This is a genomic window from Desulfobacter curvatus DSM 3379, from assembly GCF_000373985.1.
GTDB classification, from domain to species: Bacteria; Desulfobacterota; Desulfobacteria; order Desulfobacterales; family Desulfobacteraceae; genus Desulfobacter; species Desulfobacter curvatus.
On the sequence record NZ_KB893122.1, the window covers coordinates 1 to 17,710 of the forward strand.

Consider the following 17,710-nt stretch of genomic DNA (forward strand, 5'->3'; position numbering starts at 1 on the left):
AACCCGGTTTTTAAAAGTGCTTGATGCTCCCCTGGATAACAACATTTGCGAACGTAGCCTGAAACAAAGTATCCTACATCGAAAAAACTCACTATTTTATAAAACAGAACATGGAGCCTTTGTTGGTGATATGTTCATGAGCCTGATCCAGACCTGCAATCTGATGAAGGTCAATCCATTTGATTATTTGATCACATTGCTGAATAACGCAACTGAGCTGAGAACTGATCCTTCCCGGTGGATGCCTTGGAATTACAAAACCTCGTCAGCGTAATATAATCGCAGCCCCCCCTCTCTTGTGACGAGTTCAGCTGAGCTATCCTAAAAAAATCCTTTGTGCATGTTTACCGAAGGGACACCGCCGTTACACCAAAAGCAACAATAAAAAACACCAAACTTATCATTAAATTTTTTTTCATTTTTCTATTCTCCTTTGTTTTATTAATTTCGTTATATCATAGGGTTTTGGAATCTTCCTTTGCCCTAATCTTAAAATCAGAATGAATATTTTTCAATGCTTTCTAAAATACTGTAACTTGGGGTCATGAGGACCGTTGATTATGTCTATTTATGTGGTGTGTAATCCTTGATAGTAAAGGCGTTGACTATTTTTGTTATTGAATGCTGTTTCAGAAAGGTTTGAGCAAGTCTGTATACAGTATAGTGACCTGATTTTATAAGCGGCTTGGCTTGATCTTATCAGAGTACCTCGGGCCAGGAGTCATTGGTTCTATCGGCGCGTGTCAAGCAAGTTGTCGCCTTTGCTGTACTTTGTTCTAATTTTTCCGCACAATCCCCTCATGACCTCCGACGGGTAATGTGGGGCCCATTCTCAGCCATGAGGGAATTGTGCTATCGTCCTGCTAAATTCGAACGGTCAAACAACCTTTTCTCAGCAGAGATTTCAGGCTTTAACCTTTTGAATTTTTTCAAACTTACTTCTGTAACTGCCTTCCAGTCTCTTGTTTCCTTGGACCACCGCTCAGGGTTCTTTAACCGGGCTTTCAGGTACACTTTATGCCGATTCTCAAGAATTTGAACATCTTTTCCACGGTGTCTGTCATCAGGGGTAACAAAATTGATACTGCTATGGAGATGAACGGTATTATACCAAGTTACAAAATCATTTGCCCAAGCTCTTGCTTCCATTACATTTTCAAATGGTTTTTCTGGATAGTTCGGCCTGTATTTCATTGTTCTGAATAATGATTCTGAAAAAGGGTTATCATTGCTGACACTGGGCCGGCTAAAGGAGGGCATGACCCCTAAATCCTGCAGTTTAGCCAACATCGTTGCTGATTTCATTGGTGATCCGTTATCAGAATGCAAAATCACCTGTTTTTTTGAAATCTTTTCACGAATGCAGGCATCTGTTATCAAATCTGAGGCAAATTCTCCAGACTCCGATTCATAAACCTGGCAGGCAACGGCTTTCCGGCTGTATAAATCCATCACCATATAAAGGTAATAGAATTGACCTTTCACCGGTGAACGCAAATATGTAATATCCCAAGACCATATCTGATTAGGACCACATGCCGTAAATGTTTCCGGGCTATGCCTATGCACCGGATTGCTTGCCTGACGGTGTTCGTTCATTCTCAGCGTTCTCAAAATTCGATACATTGTAGACTCAGACCCCATATAGATACCCTGATCAGCAAGCTTTGGAACGATTTGATTTGGGCTAAAATCTGCATATTCCCGAGATTTCAATACATTGACGATGTTATCTTGCTCTTCACCCGACAACTTATTGGCAGGAACGGCACGAGAATCCTTGCGTTTATCTGTTGTTCCCTGCTTTTTCCAGCGCTGAATCGTTCGCACTGTTAATCCCAATAATTGTGCAGCCTTGCTTTTAGTGGCACCGGCTTGGCAGGCCTCAGATATCAAGGTTAACACGGACCGCTTATCCTCAGAGGTTATCAATCTTCCTCTGGCTCCCCCCAGATCGCCTGGGCTTTTTTTTTAAGAACCAGCAAGGCCGCTGTTTCTGCAAGTGCTTTTTCTTTCCGGGAAAGGTCGCGTTTTAAAGAGGAGATTTCTTTTTTATATTGTTTTTCCCTCTCTCTGTGCTTTTCATCTGCAGTGTTTGACATACCAGAAACGGCATCTTTTCTCCATTGCTCCAGGTGATGGCAAAAAATTCCATTTTTACGGCACCAGGCGACGCATTCTTCTGAAGTCAGAGTTCCTGTTTCTATAAGTGCTGAAATTCTTTGTTCAAAAGGCCAGTCTTTGGGGCGTTTCGCTTTTGATTTCAATGTAGTGTTGCCGCTTTCTTTATATTGTCTAAGCCATTTTCCGATTGTTGATCGGCCAACTCCGAATTCTTGTGATATCTCATGGTGGGGCTTGTTGCCCAGTAATACCTTCTGTAACACAGCCTCTTTGATTTGGATAGAATATCCCATTTTCATCACCTCAATGCCCCGAATTTAATTTTTAATTGAGGCGACATCTATCCTGACACAGGGGGCTATCCAAAATATGGGGTCTGATTTAAATGTTATCGGACTGCGGGATTATTCGAATCCGGAAGCTGGCCCGCTTTAATTGCGAATGAAATCAAAGGAACACCACAGGAGAAACATTAAACCGCTCTCCAAGGGCTTTTACCTGCCTGGTGTTTAATTGGCGTTTGCCGCTTAAAATTTCAGAAACCACCCCTTGACTGCCAACCTCCGGCAAATCTCCTTGTTTAATACCATGCTCCCGCATTAAGTATTGCAGTGCATCTGCCGGATTACCGTAGATTTCTGGTAAATTAGTGTTCTCGTATATCTCAATCAAACTTCCAAGAGTTTCAACAAGGGATGCCAGAGGGTGGTTTTCATTTTCTCCTACTTCATCCAGTAGGTTGTCGAGAAAAGATACCTGCCGGTTGTATTCTTCCTGGGAATGAGGTACGGAAAAGATGCTTTTAATATCCGGCCACATCTGGATAATATGGTTTGTTCCCTGTAACATCAGCCTTCCCTCCATTTGTTTTTGTCATACTCTTTATGCGTGAGAACATGCCGGATATATAGCCGCTGTGTGTTATAATGAATAGCGGCTATGAGCCGGACCTTGTTCCCACCGATATTGAACACGGTAAACCCGTCCACCTGGTCTGCACTTGGGAAAACGCCTCTCAATTCAGCGAAGTTGGCAAATCTCGTATTTTTTACAATTCGATACCAAGCGTCCAGGGCAGTTGCACATCCCGGGTATTTTTTAACAAAATCTAATATTTTTTTCCGTGTTATTATGTGCATATATTTTTATATCTCAAATTGAGATATTTGTCAAGTCTGAGATTAAAAATACTCAGTATAAAAATTATAGTTAACCGATTTCGTTCATCAAAACGCTATGAACTTCCTTATCCTCAATCCCCAAATAAGTCATGGTCGTCTTCGGATCTGAGTGGTTGAATCTCTTAGCGATGACATCAAAACCAACGCCGTACTTCGTGCGTTGCTGATATCCCCAGGTTTTCCTTAAAGTGTGGGTGCCGTAATTCCCCTTTAGATTGATTGCCTGTGTCCATTTTTTAATGAGCCCGTGAGCCGCTTGGACGGTGAGCGGAGCATTCTCACCCTTTCGGCTACGAAAAAGGTAAAAGTGATCTTCTATGGGTTGACCGTCGCTATTCGAAAAATAGCCGTCGAGTGCTTTGCGGACAGATTTGTTTATAACCACAACATTCTTCTTTTTCGTTTTGCTTTCGATAATCTGATGAACCTGGCCAGGTTTCAGGTATCGAACATCACCGACTTTAAGCCCGAGGAGGTCCCCGGCCCGGATGCCGTTATTTATTCCCATCACAAACAGCAGAAGATCCCTGGGGCTTCCAGAAAGGAATTGAATAATCGCTTTGATGTCTTTTTCGTTCCGGATCGGTTCCACTTCGACCTTGGAACCTTTTTGGGGGTGATTAAAATTTTGTCCTTTTTCCATTCGGTTCCTCGTGCTTTAAATATTAAGTTTATCCTATTATGTCATTAAAACTTAATATTTAAAATGGGGGTTTTGGAAAAAACTCCATGCAAAAATAGAGAAAAGCCCATATTCACGGGGATTTTCGCTATTTTTATCAATCTTAACTTTCACCCCAAAGTTAAGATTTAAAGTTCCCTTTCATAAAAGCCGTCACACCTCATTGCTTAGAGACCTGTCGAGCTGAAATCAATATCCGTTTGACGATCGATGATATGAACATTTCCATTCTGATTTGATTGAAAGGCGACAGCTTTTCCATTTTTATGCAAGAGCCTTTGTACACCGGCTTTGGGATAATCATTCTTATTCATCAGCACAAAATCCGGTTTATGTCTTCCCTGGCGTAAAGCGGCAGGCCGATTGCTCCTTGGCAGACATTGTAATCCCTTGGGTTGATGCGTATCAAGGTTGAATTTAAGTTCCGGCCAGGTCGTTGGGATTATATCTTACCGTAGGTAAGGCAATGCCTGCCCCCATTTCAAAAATGGTCACTTTGCATCGAAGCTGTTGAGCTTTTCAAGCCATTTCTGCAAACGTGCCCCTTGTTCACTGGTGCGGCGAGATATCCAGTTCCCGTCCCCAAACACATAAAAATATTGGGGCGTGCCATCCACCTTCCAGATGCTGAAACGGAATCGAAGACACGCCGTTATGATCTGTTTTCTTTGGCAAAGCTATCTGGACCCAATTGATTCCGTGTCCCTAAATTGTAAAAACATCAATCAATAATTCAACCCTTGCGTCCTTTGCAATTTCGGATATCTCTGAAAACGGTGCCTCGAAGAAAATATCAAATACTGCTGGGTCTTCATTGACCTTGCTAATCCAAATATCACAAAAGTCATCAAAGGGGATACCCGACTCGGAGCAATGATCTAAGATTGCTTGTCTCACTGTTTTATAGTTGTAATCCATGACGAGACCTTGAACTTTTTCTGGTAGTCACTTCTTATACCGCAGGATCAAAACAAGAATTTAAATATTCTCAAACTTACTCTGCATGAAATCCTCTACAGCCACTATCTAATGCGTGTCTTTTTGATTTTGGGAAATCTCGGCAATGTCTGGGTTTAGTTTCATGAATCCTGCAGGTATATTTATCCTTACCGGGAAGTTTCCGCAGCCAAGGGCAACGGTCCACTGGTTCTTGGGTCTTAGGGTTGATCCAGACATCATTCAGGCCTGCAAATGAATCCACCCACTCCAGGATGTCATATCGTTTTTCATCTTGCCAGCGTGACACGTCAAGATCCGGAACTGAGGTCTCGTAAGCGTCTGATAAATTAATACAACAATGCCCGCATTGAACGCATTTGAATTTTTCCATTTCCGTCTCGATTAAAAGCCCTTTTGCACCCGTTTCCGGATGTTTTTCGACCATAACGTTAACCCGCTCAATCTTTGAATAAACCTGTGCGATTGTTTCGGGAGGTTCAGATCTCAGTAAACCCAAGAAATAATTCACCAGGTCAATACCGTAATAAAAGTTTTTTCTGTTATCGGATACTATCCATAGCCCATACCGTTCTAAAAAATCCGATGGGTGTACTTTTATGGCATCTTTTACAATCTCAAGTTTTTCAAAACCTGAAATTAGCTCTCCGATCTCTTCTTGCTTTTTCAATTCGGATTGCATCATCATGGTATTTCTGAGTTCTTCTAACGCTTCAGGGATAGAAACGTGTTTTAAATCCTTTTTGTCCATGGCTTGCTTTTTTCAATATATGATGAAGTACAAAATAACATCTGAACAGGTAATTTTTTATCAAAAAAATATAAATTTTTGAAGCTATTCTATTAAAAACTGTGTATTATATATTGGTATAAAAATTTTGGAGGGCCTGCCATGCAAAGAAATACCAGTGTCACATTAGGCGATCATTTTTTAGATTTTATCAAATTAAAAATTTCACAAGGCCGCTTTGATAATACAAGCGAAGCCGTTCGTGCGGGTTTGCGGCTTCTGGAAGTTGAAGAAACCAAGCTGGAAGCGTTACGCGCAAGACTGGCTGAAGGTGAAGCGCAGCTTGACAAAGGACAAGAGGTTGACGGCCAATCCTTCATGGATGAATTGATCGGCTGACATGACTCAATATTTTCTTTCTCCCAATGCGCAAAAGAGTTTGCGTAACATCAAGGCTTATTCACTTGAAGAATTTGGTGAAGAACAGGCCTTCATTTACTTAAAGCTTATTGAAAAAAAGCTGCAAATGATAGCAGAAAGTCCCGATATAGGCCGGGAACGCGAAGAAATTAAAAAAGGCTATTTAAGTTTTTTAGCCGGATCTCATATCATTTTTTATCGCAAAGCTAATAACCACGTCGATATTATAGACATACTTCATCAAAGCATGGAACCTTATCGACATTTGAAGTAATGAAACAGCCTTTCTTTTTGTTACACCAGGGAACCATTTCATTCATATTTCAGGGGCACAATAAAAAAAGAAGTCAACGCCAATTCCATAAAGGCTTTGAGCGATCGATAATAGACAAAGTCAACACTCTAACGACCTGATCAGCAGTTGACAGGGCAATGCGGAATTCCAACTTTCCAAGGCCGCCCTGGCAATCTGCTGTATTAATTTGTTATGGCTCGATTTCCGGCAACGGGTAGAAACGGGTAGCAATGTCGCTCACGTTTGACTCGAACATGGAGTCGTGAATGAATTTGCGTTTAGAAATATAACGAACGCATGCTAAACCGGACTCATCGTACGTATCGAGCTTTACAAGTTTGTCGTCTCCAAAGTCGATATACACGGGACACTTCGCGCCCAGCCAGGTCGTTCGCGGTCGAACCCAGTCATACTGGTGATGACCACGGTAGGATTCGTCGACGTCGGATTGAATTTCATCTATGCTGTGGATCTGGACCATGCCATTGTCTGCAGCTGCTTTTCTTGTCCCTGGATTCTCAGACAGCCGGAAAAACATGCCTCTGTTTGCACCGTGCATATGGCGTTGTGCTTTGAACCATACTATGTCTTGCGCTATGTCTGACTCAGGGTCAGGAAGACCGTGATAGATGTTGAAATTCTTTTGGAATGCCGATCCATCGAGAACCCATATCAAGTTGCCGTAGAATTCTTCACGTGAATCGCGCTCGTCATCAGTCATTGTTGAGTGCTGAACTTCAATCACGATTCCCGTTGGCGTTTTTATGTCCGCTCGGTGAATCTCACCGTCATCCGCTGTATGCGATACTTCACGACAGTCGAGTGGATACTCGTTCTTCCATTGGCGGTGCCAAGGAGTTTCATTTTCCCACCAAGGGTCACAGTCTTTTGGACGGTGATGCGCCCAATGATGCATTACACGAGGTCCGCATTTAGCAATCAATTCACATCCGCAAATAGGACACTCGCCGCGACCTCCAGGAAAGGCCTCAACGCGTTGGTCGTCAACAATCGCGAGTTGCATGTTGGTAGCTCCTCATTGCCATAACATGAACATCTGCGGCTTGACCGCAGCATGTTTTTGTTAGGGGGGGGCAATTTTTATTTATTAGACATTTTCAGAAATAAGGTTTTCCATCTATATTCTGGTGATAACTCAATGCCGTTGACTTAAGAAAAACAACCCTAAAATCAAGCTGTTATGTCACATTTTATTAAATGTTTCACTGCCTTTCAAACCGATCCAGTAATTTTCAAAAATACCAAGATGTCTGAATATAAAGGTCATGGAAATTTCGAGAGGTTCACCCCTCCCACACGCCTTGCTCAGATATATAACCTTAACATATTGAAATAACTCATCATCTTCTTAAGTCAACGGCATTGGGTGATAACTGACTGAAAATACATTACCGTTTTTGCCAAATTCTTTATTTCCGAAAATGTCTATTTTTAGCAACAACCAGTGGTTGCCCTCATCCTGAACAATATTTCCGTTACTGAACAAGGCTCCGTCGCAGCGGACGGACATAAAAAAGCGTTTCTGAAAAACGCGGAAGCTGTTTTCGCTCCACTCTCGGCTACCGAACAGCAGCAGTTGGGGGAACTTTTGGGCAGGATCATCACTGGTCTTGAAGAGGACGCCCTACCATGAATTCTGCCAGGACCGACACGATCACAGACACGGGGACGGTCATCATGGGCATAACGGTGGGCATGGGCACCATACCCACGGCACCCATTCTCACGGGCACTATGGGCGCGGTGATCAGGAACGTGGGGAGACTTCCAGGCGGGGACATCATCTGGAGCGGAAGATTATGACCCCTCACAACTAAGTTGGCTGAATTGAAAAATATTTTGGCAAATTTGTGCAATGTCCTCAAAAGATTTGTTTGATATAGTTTAAAAAATTTGTTTGACGCAATATGAGTTTTATCAATGCATTTAGATAGTTCCAATTTTCCACTGGTATGGAGGCACCCCAACATCTCAGCCAATCAGAATAAGGTAGCCACGTGGCCTTTTAAAAGGAGTATTCCTCATGGAAAATAATTTAAACAAAACCGTTTCACATATTGATACCCCTGTCCATCGCAGTATCAAACCAATATTCACCAGTGTTGTGGGGCTCGTCATTGTGTTTGGTCTTCTATTTGTCTGGAAAACCTCACGCAGCGAATCTTCATCACACCCGGCGCAACCGCCTGTGCTCGTTTCAGCTTCCAGAATCCAGAGTCGCAGTGTACCTGCCGATATCCAGGCCATCGGCAGTTTGGAGGCCGTACAGGAAGTCTTGTTGGCCCCTGACACTGCAGGACGTATCACCGGGATTCACTTCGAGGCCGGGCAGGTGGTCAAAGAAGGGACACTTCTCGTTCAACTCTACGACGCACCCGAACAGGCCGACCGCGTTGCTGCCGCCGCAAAAGCCGCCTTCAGCCATTTGCAGTTGTCCCGTTCGAGAGAGCTTGCCCCTACCGGTGCCGAGCCGCGTGAGCTTCTGGAACAGCATCAGACTGAATATGAGCAGGCCCAGGCAGAGGTGCGCCAACTGGATGCGCGTATTCAACAGAAATCGATCCATGCACCATTTGCAGGACAGATTGGTATTCGCCGTATCAATCTTGGCCAATATCTCCATGCAGGTGATCCCATCGCGACTTTGACCCGACTTGCCCCCCTTTATGTCAACTTTACTGTTCCGCAACAGGAGTTGGCATATCTGGAACCTGGTACACAGGTACAGGTGACTGCAGATTCTTCACCGGATAAGGTCTTCGAAGCACACATCAGCAGCATTGAACCCAGGATCGATGAGGAGACAAGAAACATCACAGTACAGGCGTTATTGCCAAATGCCGATCATGAACTGAAGTCGGGCATGTATGTCACCGCGCGCCTCCAGCTTCCAGCGACAACCGATGCCATTGTGGTGCCGCTTACCGCTATTCAAACCTCCGCGTACGGAGACAGTGTTGTCGTTGTTCAGGAATTGAATGGTGAAGGGGTTGGTAAGGTCGTCACGGCACCTGTCAAGACAGGACGACGCCTCGGCGATAATGTACTCATAGAGCAGGGACTCAAAACAGGTGATCTTGTGATCACGGCGGGCCAGCTCCGCATTCCGCCTGGTGCACAGGTCAAGGTCAGCGCATCTTCTCTTAACAATTCCGATGCGGCCAAATCCGCGCCGGTGCTTGAAGGAGAATGATCATGCATTTTACAGATATTTTTATCCGCCGCCCCATCCTGGCGCTGGTCGTCAGCCTGCTGATCCTGCTGGGGGGCGCAAGTGCAATCTTCTCACTGTCGGTGCGGCAGTATCCCTTTCTGGAGAACGCCACCATTAATGTCACTACCTTATTTCCTGGGGCAACGCAGGATGTGATGCAGGGATTTGTGACAACACCGATTGCCCAGTCAATTGCCACTGCCAACGGCATTGAATATCTCACCTCTTCTTCCATATCAGGTAAAAGTGAGATCAATGCCAGGCTTGTGCTGAACGCCAACGCCGATCGGGCTATGACCGAGATTCTCGCCAAGGTGCAGGAGGTCAAATACCGGTTGCCGGTCGATGCATATGATCCCGTCATCATCAAGTCAACGGTATCCAGTTCCGCAGTCGAATACGTGGCCTTTTACAGTAAGACACTGCCAATATCCCGGCTTACGGACTTTGCTATCCGGGTTGCCCAGCCCTTGTTTACAAGCATTCCAGGGGTTGCTTCGGCCGATATCAAGGGCGGGCGCGAGCTGGCCATGCGCATCTGGATCGATCCTGTACGTCTTGCCGCGCGCGGTCTGTCAGCGGCTGAAATTGTGGCAGCGCTACGTGCCAACAACGTTCAGGCGGCCCCAGGTCAGCTGAAAAGTCAGCTGACCGTCACCGATATCACAGCCGAGACCGATCTGCGCAGCGTCGCGGATTTTCGCGAGATGGTAATCAAGAGCGGGTCTGCCGGTAAAGGGGTCGTGCGCTTGAAAGATGTGGCAACGGTGGAGATCGGCGGTAAAAACTATGACAATGCGGCCTTTGCAACCGGAGAACCAGCAATTTTTATAGCTGTTGAGTCAACACCCGATGGCAATCCGATTGATATTGTCAAGGCTGTTAACAGATTTGTTCCCAAGATCCAGGCCATGGCTCCTCCCGGGGTGACAGTGGCGCCGAATTATGATGTTGCGCGCTTTGTCAATGCCTCCATTGAGGAGGTTAAATTCACGTTGATCGCAGCGATTGCTATCGTTATTGTTGTTATCTTTCTGTTTTTGGGTACGGTTCACGCCGTGATTATTCCGGTCGTGACGATTCCGTTGTCTATGGTGGGGACGGCCGCACTGATGCTGACGTTCGGATTTTCGATTAACCTTTTGACCTTACTTGCCATGGTGCTTGCCATCGGCCTGGTTGTCGATGATGCGATCGTTGTGGTCGAAAACATCCATCGCCATATTGAGAAAGGCCTGTCGCCGGTGAAGGCGGCGCTGGTCGGTGCGCGTGAGATCATCTCTCCGGTAATTGCCATGACCATTACCCTGGCCGCCGTTTACGCCCCGATCGGTTTGATGGGTGGACTGACCGGCGCTTTGTTCGGGGAGTTTGCCTTTACCCTGGCCGGCTCGGTCGTCGTCTCCGGCGTAATTGCTCTAACACTGTCGCCTATGATGAGTTCGATGCTCCTCAGTTCAAAGCAAAACGAAGCATGGCTGGCAAAGCTCATCGAGCGCCACATGGGTTGGTTGACTGCAATCTACAGCCGTTTGCTGGCGCATACCCTTGCAGCACGTCCTGCAGTGCTATTGGTGGGTGTGGCCATACTATTTGCCATTGTTGTACTTTTTAACGGCATTCCCCACGAACTGGCACCCACCGAGGATCAAGGGGCGGTTCTTGTTTTGACTCGTGGACCGCAATATGCCGGTATCGGCTATACTTCCCATTATGCAGTAGAAGTCGAAAAGATTTTTGCTTCCATCCCTGAATACGAGAGCGGTTTTATGCATGTAGGCGGTATCGCCGGCGGGCCGAACAGGATGATGAGCGGCGCAATTCTCACAGACTGGTCGGATCGTACGCGTTCCGCCAGCGATATTCAGGCGGAGATCCAGGCTGCCGGCGCAGCGATTAAGGGCGAGACCGTCACCGCTGTTCAACTGCCGTCGCTACCGGGATCAGGCGGCGGCCTGCCGGTGCAGATGGTTATTCGTTCACCTGACGATTTTGGCATGATTTACAACGAGGCCGAAAAATTGAAAGCAGCAGCCTATGCCAGCGGCCTTTTTCTCTATGTTGAAAACGATCTGGCCTTTGACAGTCCGCAGGCACGAATTACCATAGACAGCGCAAAAGCAAATGAGATGGGGGTAACCATGCAGTCCATTGCCGATACGCTGGCCGCGCTGGTCGGCGAGAACTATGTCAGCCGGTTTAATTTTTACGGCCGCTCTTACGATGTGATTCCCCAGGTGCGCGGCAGTGAACGCATGACACCGGATGATCTGGGCCGCCTATACGTTAAAACGACTTCCGGCATGATGGTGTCGTTGTCGACGGTCACCCATGTTGAGATGCATTCCCAGGCCAATCAACTCTCTCAATTCAACCAGATGAATTCGACCACGCTCAAGGCTTTGCCTCGTCCAGGCGTCAGCATGGGCGAAGCAGTGGCGTTCCTGGAATCCCAGCCTCTGCTGACAGGAATGAACATCGACTGGCTCGGTGACAGCCGGCAGTTCGTAAAAGAGGGCAACCGTCTCGTTTACTCCTTTGGCTTTGCACTGGCCGTTATTTTTCTGGTTCTGGCTGCTCAGTTTGAAAGCCTGCGCGACCCTCTGATCATCCTTATTACCGTACCGCTGGCCATCTGCGGCGCACTGGTACCTCTGTGGCTGGGGTATGCGACGCTTAATATTTACACCCAGATCGGCCTGGTCACGCTGATCGGACTGATCTCCAAACACGGTATTCTGATGGTAACCTTTGCCAATCATATCCAGCAGCACGAAGGCTTGAGCCGTATCGAGGCTATTGAAAAAGCCGCTGCGGTGCGTATGCGCCCTGTTCTGATGACCACGGCGGCGATGGTAGCCGGCCTGAGTCCGCTGCTGTTTGCCAGCGGGGCAGGCGCGGCCAGCCGGTTTTCCATCGGGATTGTCGTGGTGATGGGCATGCTGGTGGGTACCCTGTTCACGCTGTTTGTGTTACCGACAGTCTACAGCTTTATCGCCAAGGACCACCACGCTGCCGCCGAAAGTCCGCGTGCGCTCGAACTTGCTTCTGCGGAGGTACCCAATGTTTAAACCTTACCTGCAACATCAGTTATTGACGCATATTCTCCATTACCCTTTGCAACTATCGACCGTGATTGTTCTTGCTGTGGCATTGACCGGCTGCGCCATCGGTCCGGACTATCGCCCACCAGCAATGCCGGAGTCAGCGGTCGGTCATTTTGTGACCCAAATTGAGGGTGTCGATGAGATGACGCCCCTGCCTTCAGAATGGTGGAAGCTGTACAATGATCCGGTTCTGAACGGTCTGATCCGGGACGCCTTCGCCGCCAACACTGATTTGCGTGTGTCCCTGGCCAACCTGGAGCGTGCGCAAGAAATTTTCAATGAGGCGAACAGCGGTCTTTTCCCTTCGACAACCACATCGGGCGGTGTCAGCAATGGACGCGACCAGACCTCCTGGAGTGGTACGGGTCAGGCCCCCAGGCAGTGGTCCTACAGCGGCGGCCTGGAGGTGTCCTATGAACTGGACCTGTTTGGCCGGGTCAGACGCGACATCGAAGCGGCCCATTACAATACCGATGCTGTCGCTGCGGCCCATGACGCAGTGCGGGTGATCGTGGCAGCCGAGACCACACGCGCCTACGTGGATATCTGCACACTCGGGGAAGCCATCGCCGTGGCGCGTTTCTCCATCGAGTTGGCCAATCAAAGCCTGCGCATCGTCAGGGACCAGCAGCGGGCCGGTTCCGCCTCCCGTCTGGACGTGAAACGCGCCGGTGTCAGCCAGGCCCAGGCCGAAGCTGCATTGCCGCCGCTGCAGGGCCGACGGGAAGCAGCCTTGTTCGAGTTGGCTGCACTGACGGGGCGCACACCGGCACAGGTGCCTGGGATCGTCCGCACTTGCGTCAAGGCCCCTGAAATTACCCACCCACTGCCGGTGGGAGATGGTACAGCACTGCTACGGCGTCGTCCGGATGTGCGACAGGCAGAGCGCCAACTGGCTGTGGCTACGGCGCGGATCGGTGTGAGCGTGGCCGACCTGTATCCGCACATTAATCTCGGAACTTCAGGAGCCTATCTGCGCAACGACTCATTGAAGGGAGATCGCACCCTCTCCTTTGCGGTCGGCCCGCTGATTTCATGGACTTTTCCCAATATTAGCGTGGCACGCAGCCGCGTTGCGCAAGCCAAAGCGGAAAGTGCCGCGACCCTGGCTACATTCGACGGCGTGGTCCTGACCGCGTTGAAAGAGATTGAGCAGGCTCTGGCAGGCTACGGCGCAACACTAAAAGAGCGCGGAGCGCTGATTGAAGCACGGGATAGCGCTGAACAGGCCTATGAACTGGCCGATCAGCGCTATCGCAGTGGTTCTATCAGCTACCTTGACGTGATTGTTGCACAAACCGTTTTCATAGACGCTAAGGCTCAGGTGGCGACAGTTGATCAACGGGTGGGCTCGGCCCGGGTATCTGTATTCAAGGCCCTGGGTGGAGGCTGGAAAAACGCTGACACATGGACCGGTAACCTCACGGGAAGCCCGGATGGATAATGACAATTTATTTGATATAATCAGGTAAAAATTGACGGCCATGGTCGGATTCTGGCGGTCCCGGACCATGACAAACTTTTTAGGAGATTTATTTATGATTTTAGACAGTTCCAATTTCCCACTGGTATGGATGCACCGCAACTCCTCAGCCAATCAGAGCATGGAAGCCGGATTAGGCGAGTTCAACGAGTTGCTCTCACGTCAACAGGCCTTTGTGGTGCTCAATGAAGAGAGCCGTGATGATAACCAACATAAAGAAATCGGTGATGGGCGTAAGCAGCTCTCTCTCTGGATGAAGGAAAACAAAACCGAGATCAGATCCTTTATCAAGGGGATGATTCAAATTGAACCGAACACCACAAAACGGTTAGCGGCAAAAGCCTTTGCTGGCACCTTCGCAAAATTTTGGGGCTTCCCATTGTTCATAGCTGCTTCTAAAGAAGAAGGGTTGGAGATGGCGAACAAACTCTTGGCAGGAGTTAAAGAGGAGATTGGCAATCGCTTAATTCGGAATGATAACTAAATTGTAGTGTCCGTGAGGATAATGCCGGGTACTACTGTGGCCTGGTTGTCCTCTATTCCGGACTTGGCTTTAAAATCCGATAGATACCGTGCAGGTGGCTTGCCTGCCGTCTTGCGGAACATGGTAACAAACCCACTTGCATTTTCATAACCCAGATTAAAGGCAACCGCCTTTACGCTCTCACCCCTGGTTAACCGTTGCAGTGCAATAATTACATGTAACTGCCTCCGCCATTGTCCGAAGCTCATGCCAATCTCGTTTAATAAGAGGCGGGTCAAGCTACGCTCACTCATGCCGATGCGGGCAGCCCAGGTGGGTAAAGACAATTTGTTTGCCGGTTCGGATTGCAACATCTCCGCAAGTCGACGCAAACGTTTGTCGCGTGGCATAGGCAGATGCAGACCACAAACCGGCGCCGCAGTCAGCTCGTCCAACAACGTAGCGATCAATCTGCCTTCGCGACCGTTTAGCTCATAAAGTGCCGGAAAAGATACGGCTCTCTGGAGTAATTCCCGCAGCAGCGGAGAAACCGATAGTGTGCAGCAACTTTTTGGAAGATCGGGGGAAGCATCGGGTTCGACAAACAGACAGTAACACTCTGTTTTCCCGGACCCCCGTGCAGCGTGGGACAATGCGGCAGGAATCCACACCGCACATTGAGGTGGCACGATCCAAACACCATCCTCGATTTCACAATTGACAATACCGCTCACTGTAAAGAGAAGTTGTGCCTTGCGGTGACTGTGCCGCGCATGCTCCCAGTTTTTCGTTTCTACCGGAACACCCAGTGCCATCACTGGACGTGGCAGGATATCAATATCTTTATCAATAACAGTATCGGTGCCATTGATGTGCGGCATAGCATGATTCCTCGCAACTAAATTGGCTGAATTAAAAAATATTTTTGTAAATTTATCCAATTATGTCAAGATATTTAATAATCGAAAATATTCGGGTTAGTAATTTCCTGAATCCATGGCACAAAATTTGATGTGTCTTGAAATCATTAGAAAAAATCTATTTATTACTTCACCTGCGAGGTGAAAGCCAAAATCAATATTTCTTAATAATTTCAGTATATATCAAAAATCAAAGATTGTGCCACGGATCCAGGAAGTTATAATCAGAATTTATTTGCGGCCTCGCATCCACCCGATCTATCTGATATGTAGAATAAAGCGGCAAGAAACTTGGCACAAGAGTGGTCTGATGGTCACTATTTTTAATTAAGGGAAAATATGCCAAAAGAAATTACACATTTTGCCCTGGCTGAACATGTGAGCCGTGTTCTGCCCAAAGCCTCAAAATTTTTCCAGCCGGTTCAAACATTTCCATTTGTATTTCTCATTGGGGCGGTGTGTCCGGATTCGTCGTTCTATTATCTGGCAGGCCCGCAAAAAAAAATGGATGTTCATTTTCAATATCTGTTCCCCGGGAAAATCCGTCTGTATACAATTATCAGGCAGGCAAAAATTTCAAACCCCAAGCTTTATCCTTACATTCAGCACCCCATCGAAATAAGCACGCATGATTTTATTTTTATTTAAAATCAATATTTTATAGCTATAATTAGTCGTTTCTTAAATTGTCATATATTAAACTCAACTTTCGGTGCTTAAAAACAACAGCGAATAAAATCATAACTAACTGAATTTGCAATTTAAATTGACGAATTTCGCTTTGTATGATATGCTTCATTTACCACTAAACAAATATTTCAGACAAAGGAAATTCGTCAAAATGAATACTACCCTTACCGACCTACAAAATCAAATAACAAATTCAGAACAGATTGGCGTACTCAATGATTTCTTTGCAAAATTTAAAATCGGTACGTTATTGAATCAATCAGGAATCGTTAAAACGAAAGGGGCATCACCGCTTGCCATTTTTACAGCCCTGTTTAACCTGGCATTTCACAACAAAAATTTATACCAGGGCATTGTGAAAAATAAAAAGGTTGAGGTCGATAAGGACGCTGCTTACAATTTTCTGAACTCTCCGACATATAACTGGCGGCGGTTTACCCTTCATCTTTGCCGCCGGATTTATTTTGTCATCAAAAAGCTTCTTGATGATTCTTCCGAAGAAGTTTTGATTTTTGACGATTCTACCTATAGCAGAAACCGTTCTAAAAAAGTCGAGCTTTTATCCCGGGTGTTTGATCATACAGATGGGAAGTACATCAAAGGATTCCGGATGCTGACTCTTGGCTGGTCTGACGGTAACAGCTTTCTTGGGCTTGATTTTGCTCTTTTATCATCTGCAGACAAAAAGAATCGATACAATGAAATCAATCCTGATATTGATAAAAGGACCTGCGGATATCATCGCCGCCAGGAAGCGGTTACAAAATCCACGGTCGATCTCGTACCGATGGTAAAAAGAGCCCTTGATATGGGTGTCCAAGCTGAGCACGTCTTAATGGACAGTTGGTTTTCGATGCCATCAGTAATAGCAGATTTACGCGAACACATACACGTCATATGCATGCTGAAAGATCATCCAAAATGGTTTTATGAATATCAAGGCAAAAAGCTTAGGCTGTCCGAACTCTATGGGAAATTGAAGAAAAACAGAGGACGAGCAAAGGTCAAAGCCCACGCTATTGTTACTCTTTCCAACGGCAAGCAGGCAAAAATTATTTTTGTTTCTTGTGATAAAAAACGGGGCTGGCTGGCACTCCTGTCGACAGACCTGTCCCTCCCTAATGAAGAAATCATTCGTCTGTACGGCAAACGCTGGGATATCGACATGAACCATTTTCATTGCCTCTATAAAAATATGAGTGCTTTTTTGTCTTCATTTTTTCACCTCGTTTATTGCTCGGGTTATAAAAAACGGTATAGCATATTTATACCTCGGACTCTCTTTCGTCCTCCTCTTGAAAAGTGTTTATGTGCTTAGCCCATTGTCGTGGCTGTTTTCGTAATGCTTGAACACGAGAAATTTCATTTTCATCGGCTTTTATTATCCAAAAAGATTGATTGCCGATCCAGGATTGCCTTGCAT

General features: G+C 46.6%; 20 protein-coding genes. 10 read left to right on the forward strand and 10 right to left on the reverse strand.

The features are described from left to right. The coding region (locus B147_RS0125515; RefSeq protein WP_020590033.1) for an IS66 family transposase at positions 1–274 on the forward strand (274 nt) is incomplete at its 5' end. A 578-nt stretch (positions 275–852) separates the two neighbouring features. Here B147_RS0125515 and B147_RS0125520 read toward each other — a convergent pair. The 8 genes from B147_RS0125520 to B147_RS30760 all read right to left on the reverse strand — a co-directional run bounded on the left by B147_RS0125520 (position 853) and on the right by B147_RS30760 (position 5,695). Beyond that, the gene (locus tag B147_RS0125520; RefSeq protein ID WP_157238038.1) at positions 853–1,905 is read right to left on the reverse strand and encodes an IS3 family transposase; all 1,053 of its coding nucleotides are present in this window, start codon (positions 1,903–1,905) and stop codon (positions 853–855) included. A gap of 23 nt (positions 1,906–1,928) precedes the next feature. Then, entirely contained in the window at positions 1,929–2,417 is a 489-nt protein-coding gene (locus B147_RS0125525; RefSeq protein ID WP_020590035.1) for a transposase, read from the reverse strand. A gap of 154 nt (positions 2,418–2,571) precedes the next feature. After that, on the reverse strand, positions 2,572–2,973 hold the full coding sequence (locus B147_RS0125530; RefSeq protein ID WP_020590036.1) for a helix-turn-helix domain-containing protein: 402 nt from the start codon (positions 2,971–2,973) through the stop codon (positions 2,572–2,574). After that, a complete protein-coding gene (locus tag B147_RS0125535) occupies positions 2,973–3,263 on the reverse strand; it encodes a type II toxin-antitoxin system HigB family toxin (protein WP_020590037.1) in 291 nt (96 codons plus the stop codon). Before B147_RS0125535 ends, B147_RS0125530 begins: the two co-directional genes overlap by 1 nt. A gap of 70 nt (positions 3,264–3,333) precedes the next feature. After that, positions 3,334–3,948 (reverse strand): tyrosine-type recombinase/integrase, encoded by a 615-nt coding sequence (locus tag B147_RS0125540; protein ID WP_020590038.1) that lies wholly within the window; start codon positions 3,946–3,948, stop codon positions 3,334–3,336. A gap of 206 nt (positions 3,949–4,154) precedes the next feature. Further along, positions 4,155–4,301, reverse strand: a complete 147-nt coding sequence (locus tag B147_RS32030) for a hypothetical protein (RefSeq protein ID WP_020590039.1) — start codon at positions 4,299–4,301, stop codon at positions 4,155–4,157. A 391-nt stretch (positions 4,302–4,692) separates the two neighbouring features. Beyond that, the gene (locus tag B147_RS0125550) at positions 4,693–4,905 is read right to left on the reverse strand and encodes a hypothetical protein (RefSeq protein WP_020590040.1); all 213 of its coding nucleotides are present in this window, start codon (positions 4,903–4,905) and stop codon (positions 4,693–4,695) included. Between the two features lie 76 nt (positions 4,906–4,981). Beyond that, on the reverse strand, positions 4,982–5,695 hold the full coding sequence (locus B147_RS30760) for a YkgJ family cysteine cluster protein (RefSeq protein WP_020590041.1): 714 nt from the start codon (positions 5,693–5,695) through the stop codon (positions 4,982–4,984). A gap of 141 nt (positions 5,696–5,836) precedes the next feature. Here B147_RS30760 and B147_RS0125560 point away from each other — a divergent pair, with 141 nt between their 5' ends. Together B147_RS0125560 and B147_RS0125565 are read left to right on the forward strand one after the other, a co-directional pair. Continuing rightward, complete coding sequence (locus B147_RS0125560) at positions 5,837–6,073, forward strand: type II toxin-antitoxin system ParD family antitoxin (RefSeq protein ID WP_020590042.1); 237 nt, start codon at positions 5,837–5,839, stop codon at positions 6,071–6,073. A gap of 1 nt (position 6,074) precedes the next feature. Beyond that, positions 6,075–6,368: a type II toxin-antitoxin system RelE/ParE family toxin gene (locus B147_RS0125565; RefSeq protein WP_020590043.1), complete on the forward strand. Its 294-nt coding sequence runs from the start codon at positions 6,075–6,077 to the stop codon at positions 6,366–6,368. A 211-nt stretch (positions 6,369–6,579) separates the two neighbouring features. Here B147_RS0125565 and B147_RS0125570 read toward each other — a convergent pair whose 3' ends face one another. Further along, positions 6,580–7,413 (reverse strand): competence protein CoiA, encoded by an 834-nt coding sequence (locus tag B147_RS0125570; RefSeq protein ID WP_020590044.1) that lies wholly within the window; start codon positions 7,411–7,413, stop codon positions 6,580–6,582. Between the two features lie 626 nt (positions 7,414–8,039). On the opposite strand from B147_RS0125570, the gene B147_RS32035 reads away from it, so the two are divergent. The 5 genes from B147_RS32035 (at position 8,040) to B147_RS29525 (ending at position 14,698) form a co-directional block, all read left to right on the forward strand. Continuing rightward, positions 8,040–8,213 carry a hypothetical protein gene (locus B147_RS32035; protein ID WP_020590046.1) on the forward strand — a complete coding sequence of 58 codons (174 nt, stop codon included), beginning with the start codon at positions 8,040–8,042 and terminating at the stop codon, positions 8,211–8,213. Positions 8,214–8,433: 220 nt separating this feature from the next. Further along, positions 8,434–9,603 carry an efflux RND transporter periplasmic adaptor subunit gene (locus tag B147_RS29520; protein WP_020590047.1) on the forward strand — a complete coding sequence of 390 codons (1,170 nt, stop codon included), beginning with the start codon at positions 8,434–8,436 and terminating at the stop codon, positions 9,601–9,603. A 2-nt stretch (positions 9,604–9,605) separates the two neighbouring features. Beyond that, positions 9,606–12,695 (forward strand): efflux RND transporter permease subunit, encoded by a 3,090-nt coding sequence (locus B147_RS0125595; RefSeq protein ID WP_026259825.1) that lies wholly within the window; start codon positions 9,606–9,608, stop codon positions 12,693–12,695. Further along, complete coding sequence (locus B147_RS0125600) at positions 12,688–14,175, forward strand: efflux transporter outer membrane subunit (RefSeq protein ID WP_020590049.1); 1,488 nt, start codon at positions 12,688–12,690, stop codon at positions 14,173–14,175. The genes B147_RS0125595 and B147_RS0125600 overlap by 8 nt, the downstream gene beginning before the upstream one ends. Before the next feature lie 94 nt (positions 14,176–14,269). Then, positions 14,270–14,698 carry a hypothetical protein gene (locus B147_RS29525; RefSeq protein WP_020590050.1) on the forward strand — a complete coding sequence of 143 codons (429 nt, stop codon included), beginning with the start codon at positions 14,270–14,272 and terminating at the stop codon, positions 14,696–14,698. On the opposite strand, the gene B147_RS0125610 is transcribed toward B147_RS29525, so the two are convergent. Next, positions 14,695–15,558: an AraC family transcriptional regulator gene (locus B147_RS0125610; protein ID WP_020590051.1), complete on the reverse strand. Its 864-nt coding sequence runs from the start codon at positions 15,556–15,558 to the stop codon at positions 14,695–14,697. The two genes, B147_RS29525 and B147_RS0125610, sit on opposite strands and share 4 nt — an antisense overlap. A gap of 378 nt (positions 15,559–15,936) precedes the next feature. On the opposite strand from B147_RS0125610, the gene B147_RS0125615 reads away from it, so the two are divergent. After that, complete coding sequence (locus B147_RS0125615) at positions 15,937–16,245, forward strand: zinc dependent phospholipase C family protein (protein WP_020590052.1); 309 nt, start codon at positions 15,937–15,939, stop codon at positions 16,243–16,245. A 193-nt stretch (positions 16,246–16,438) separates the two neighbouring features. Beyond that, positions 16,439–17,605 (forward strand): IS4 family transposase, encoded by a 1,167-nt coding sequence (locus B147_RS29530; protein WP_020590053.1) that lies wholly within the window; start codon positions 16,439–16,441, stop codon positions 17,603–17,605. Positions 17,606–17,710 lie beyond the last annotated feature (105 nt).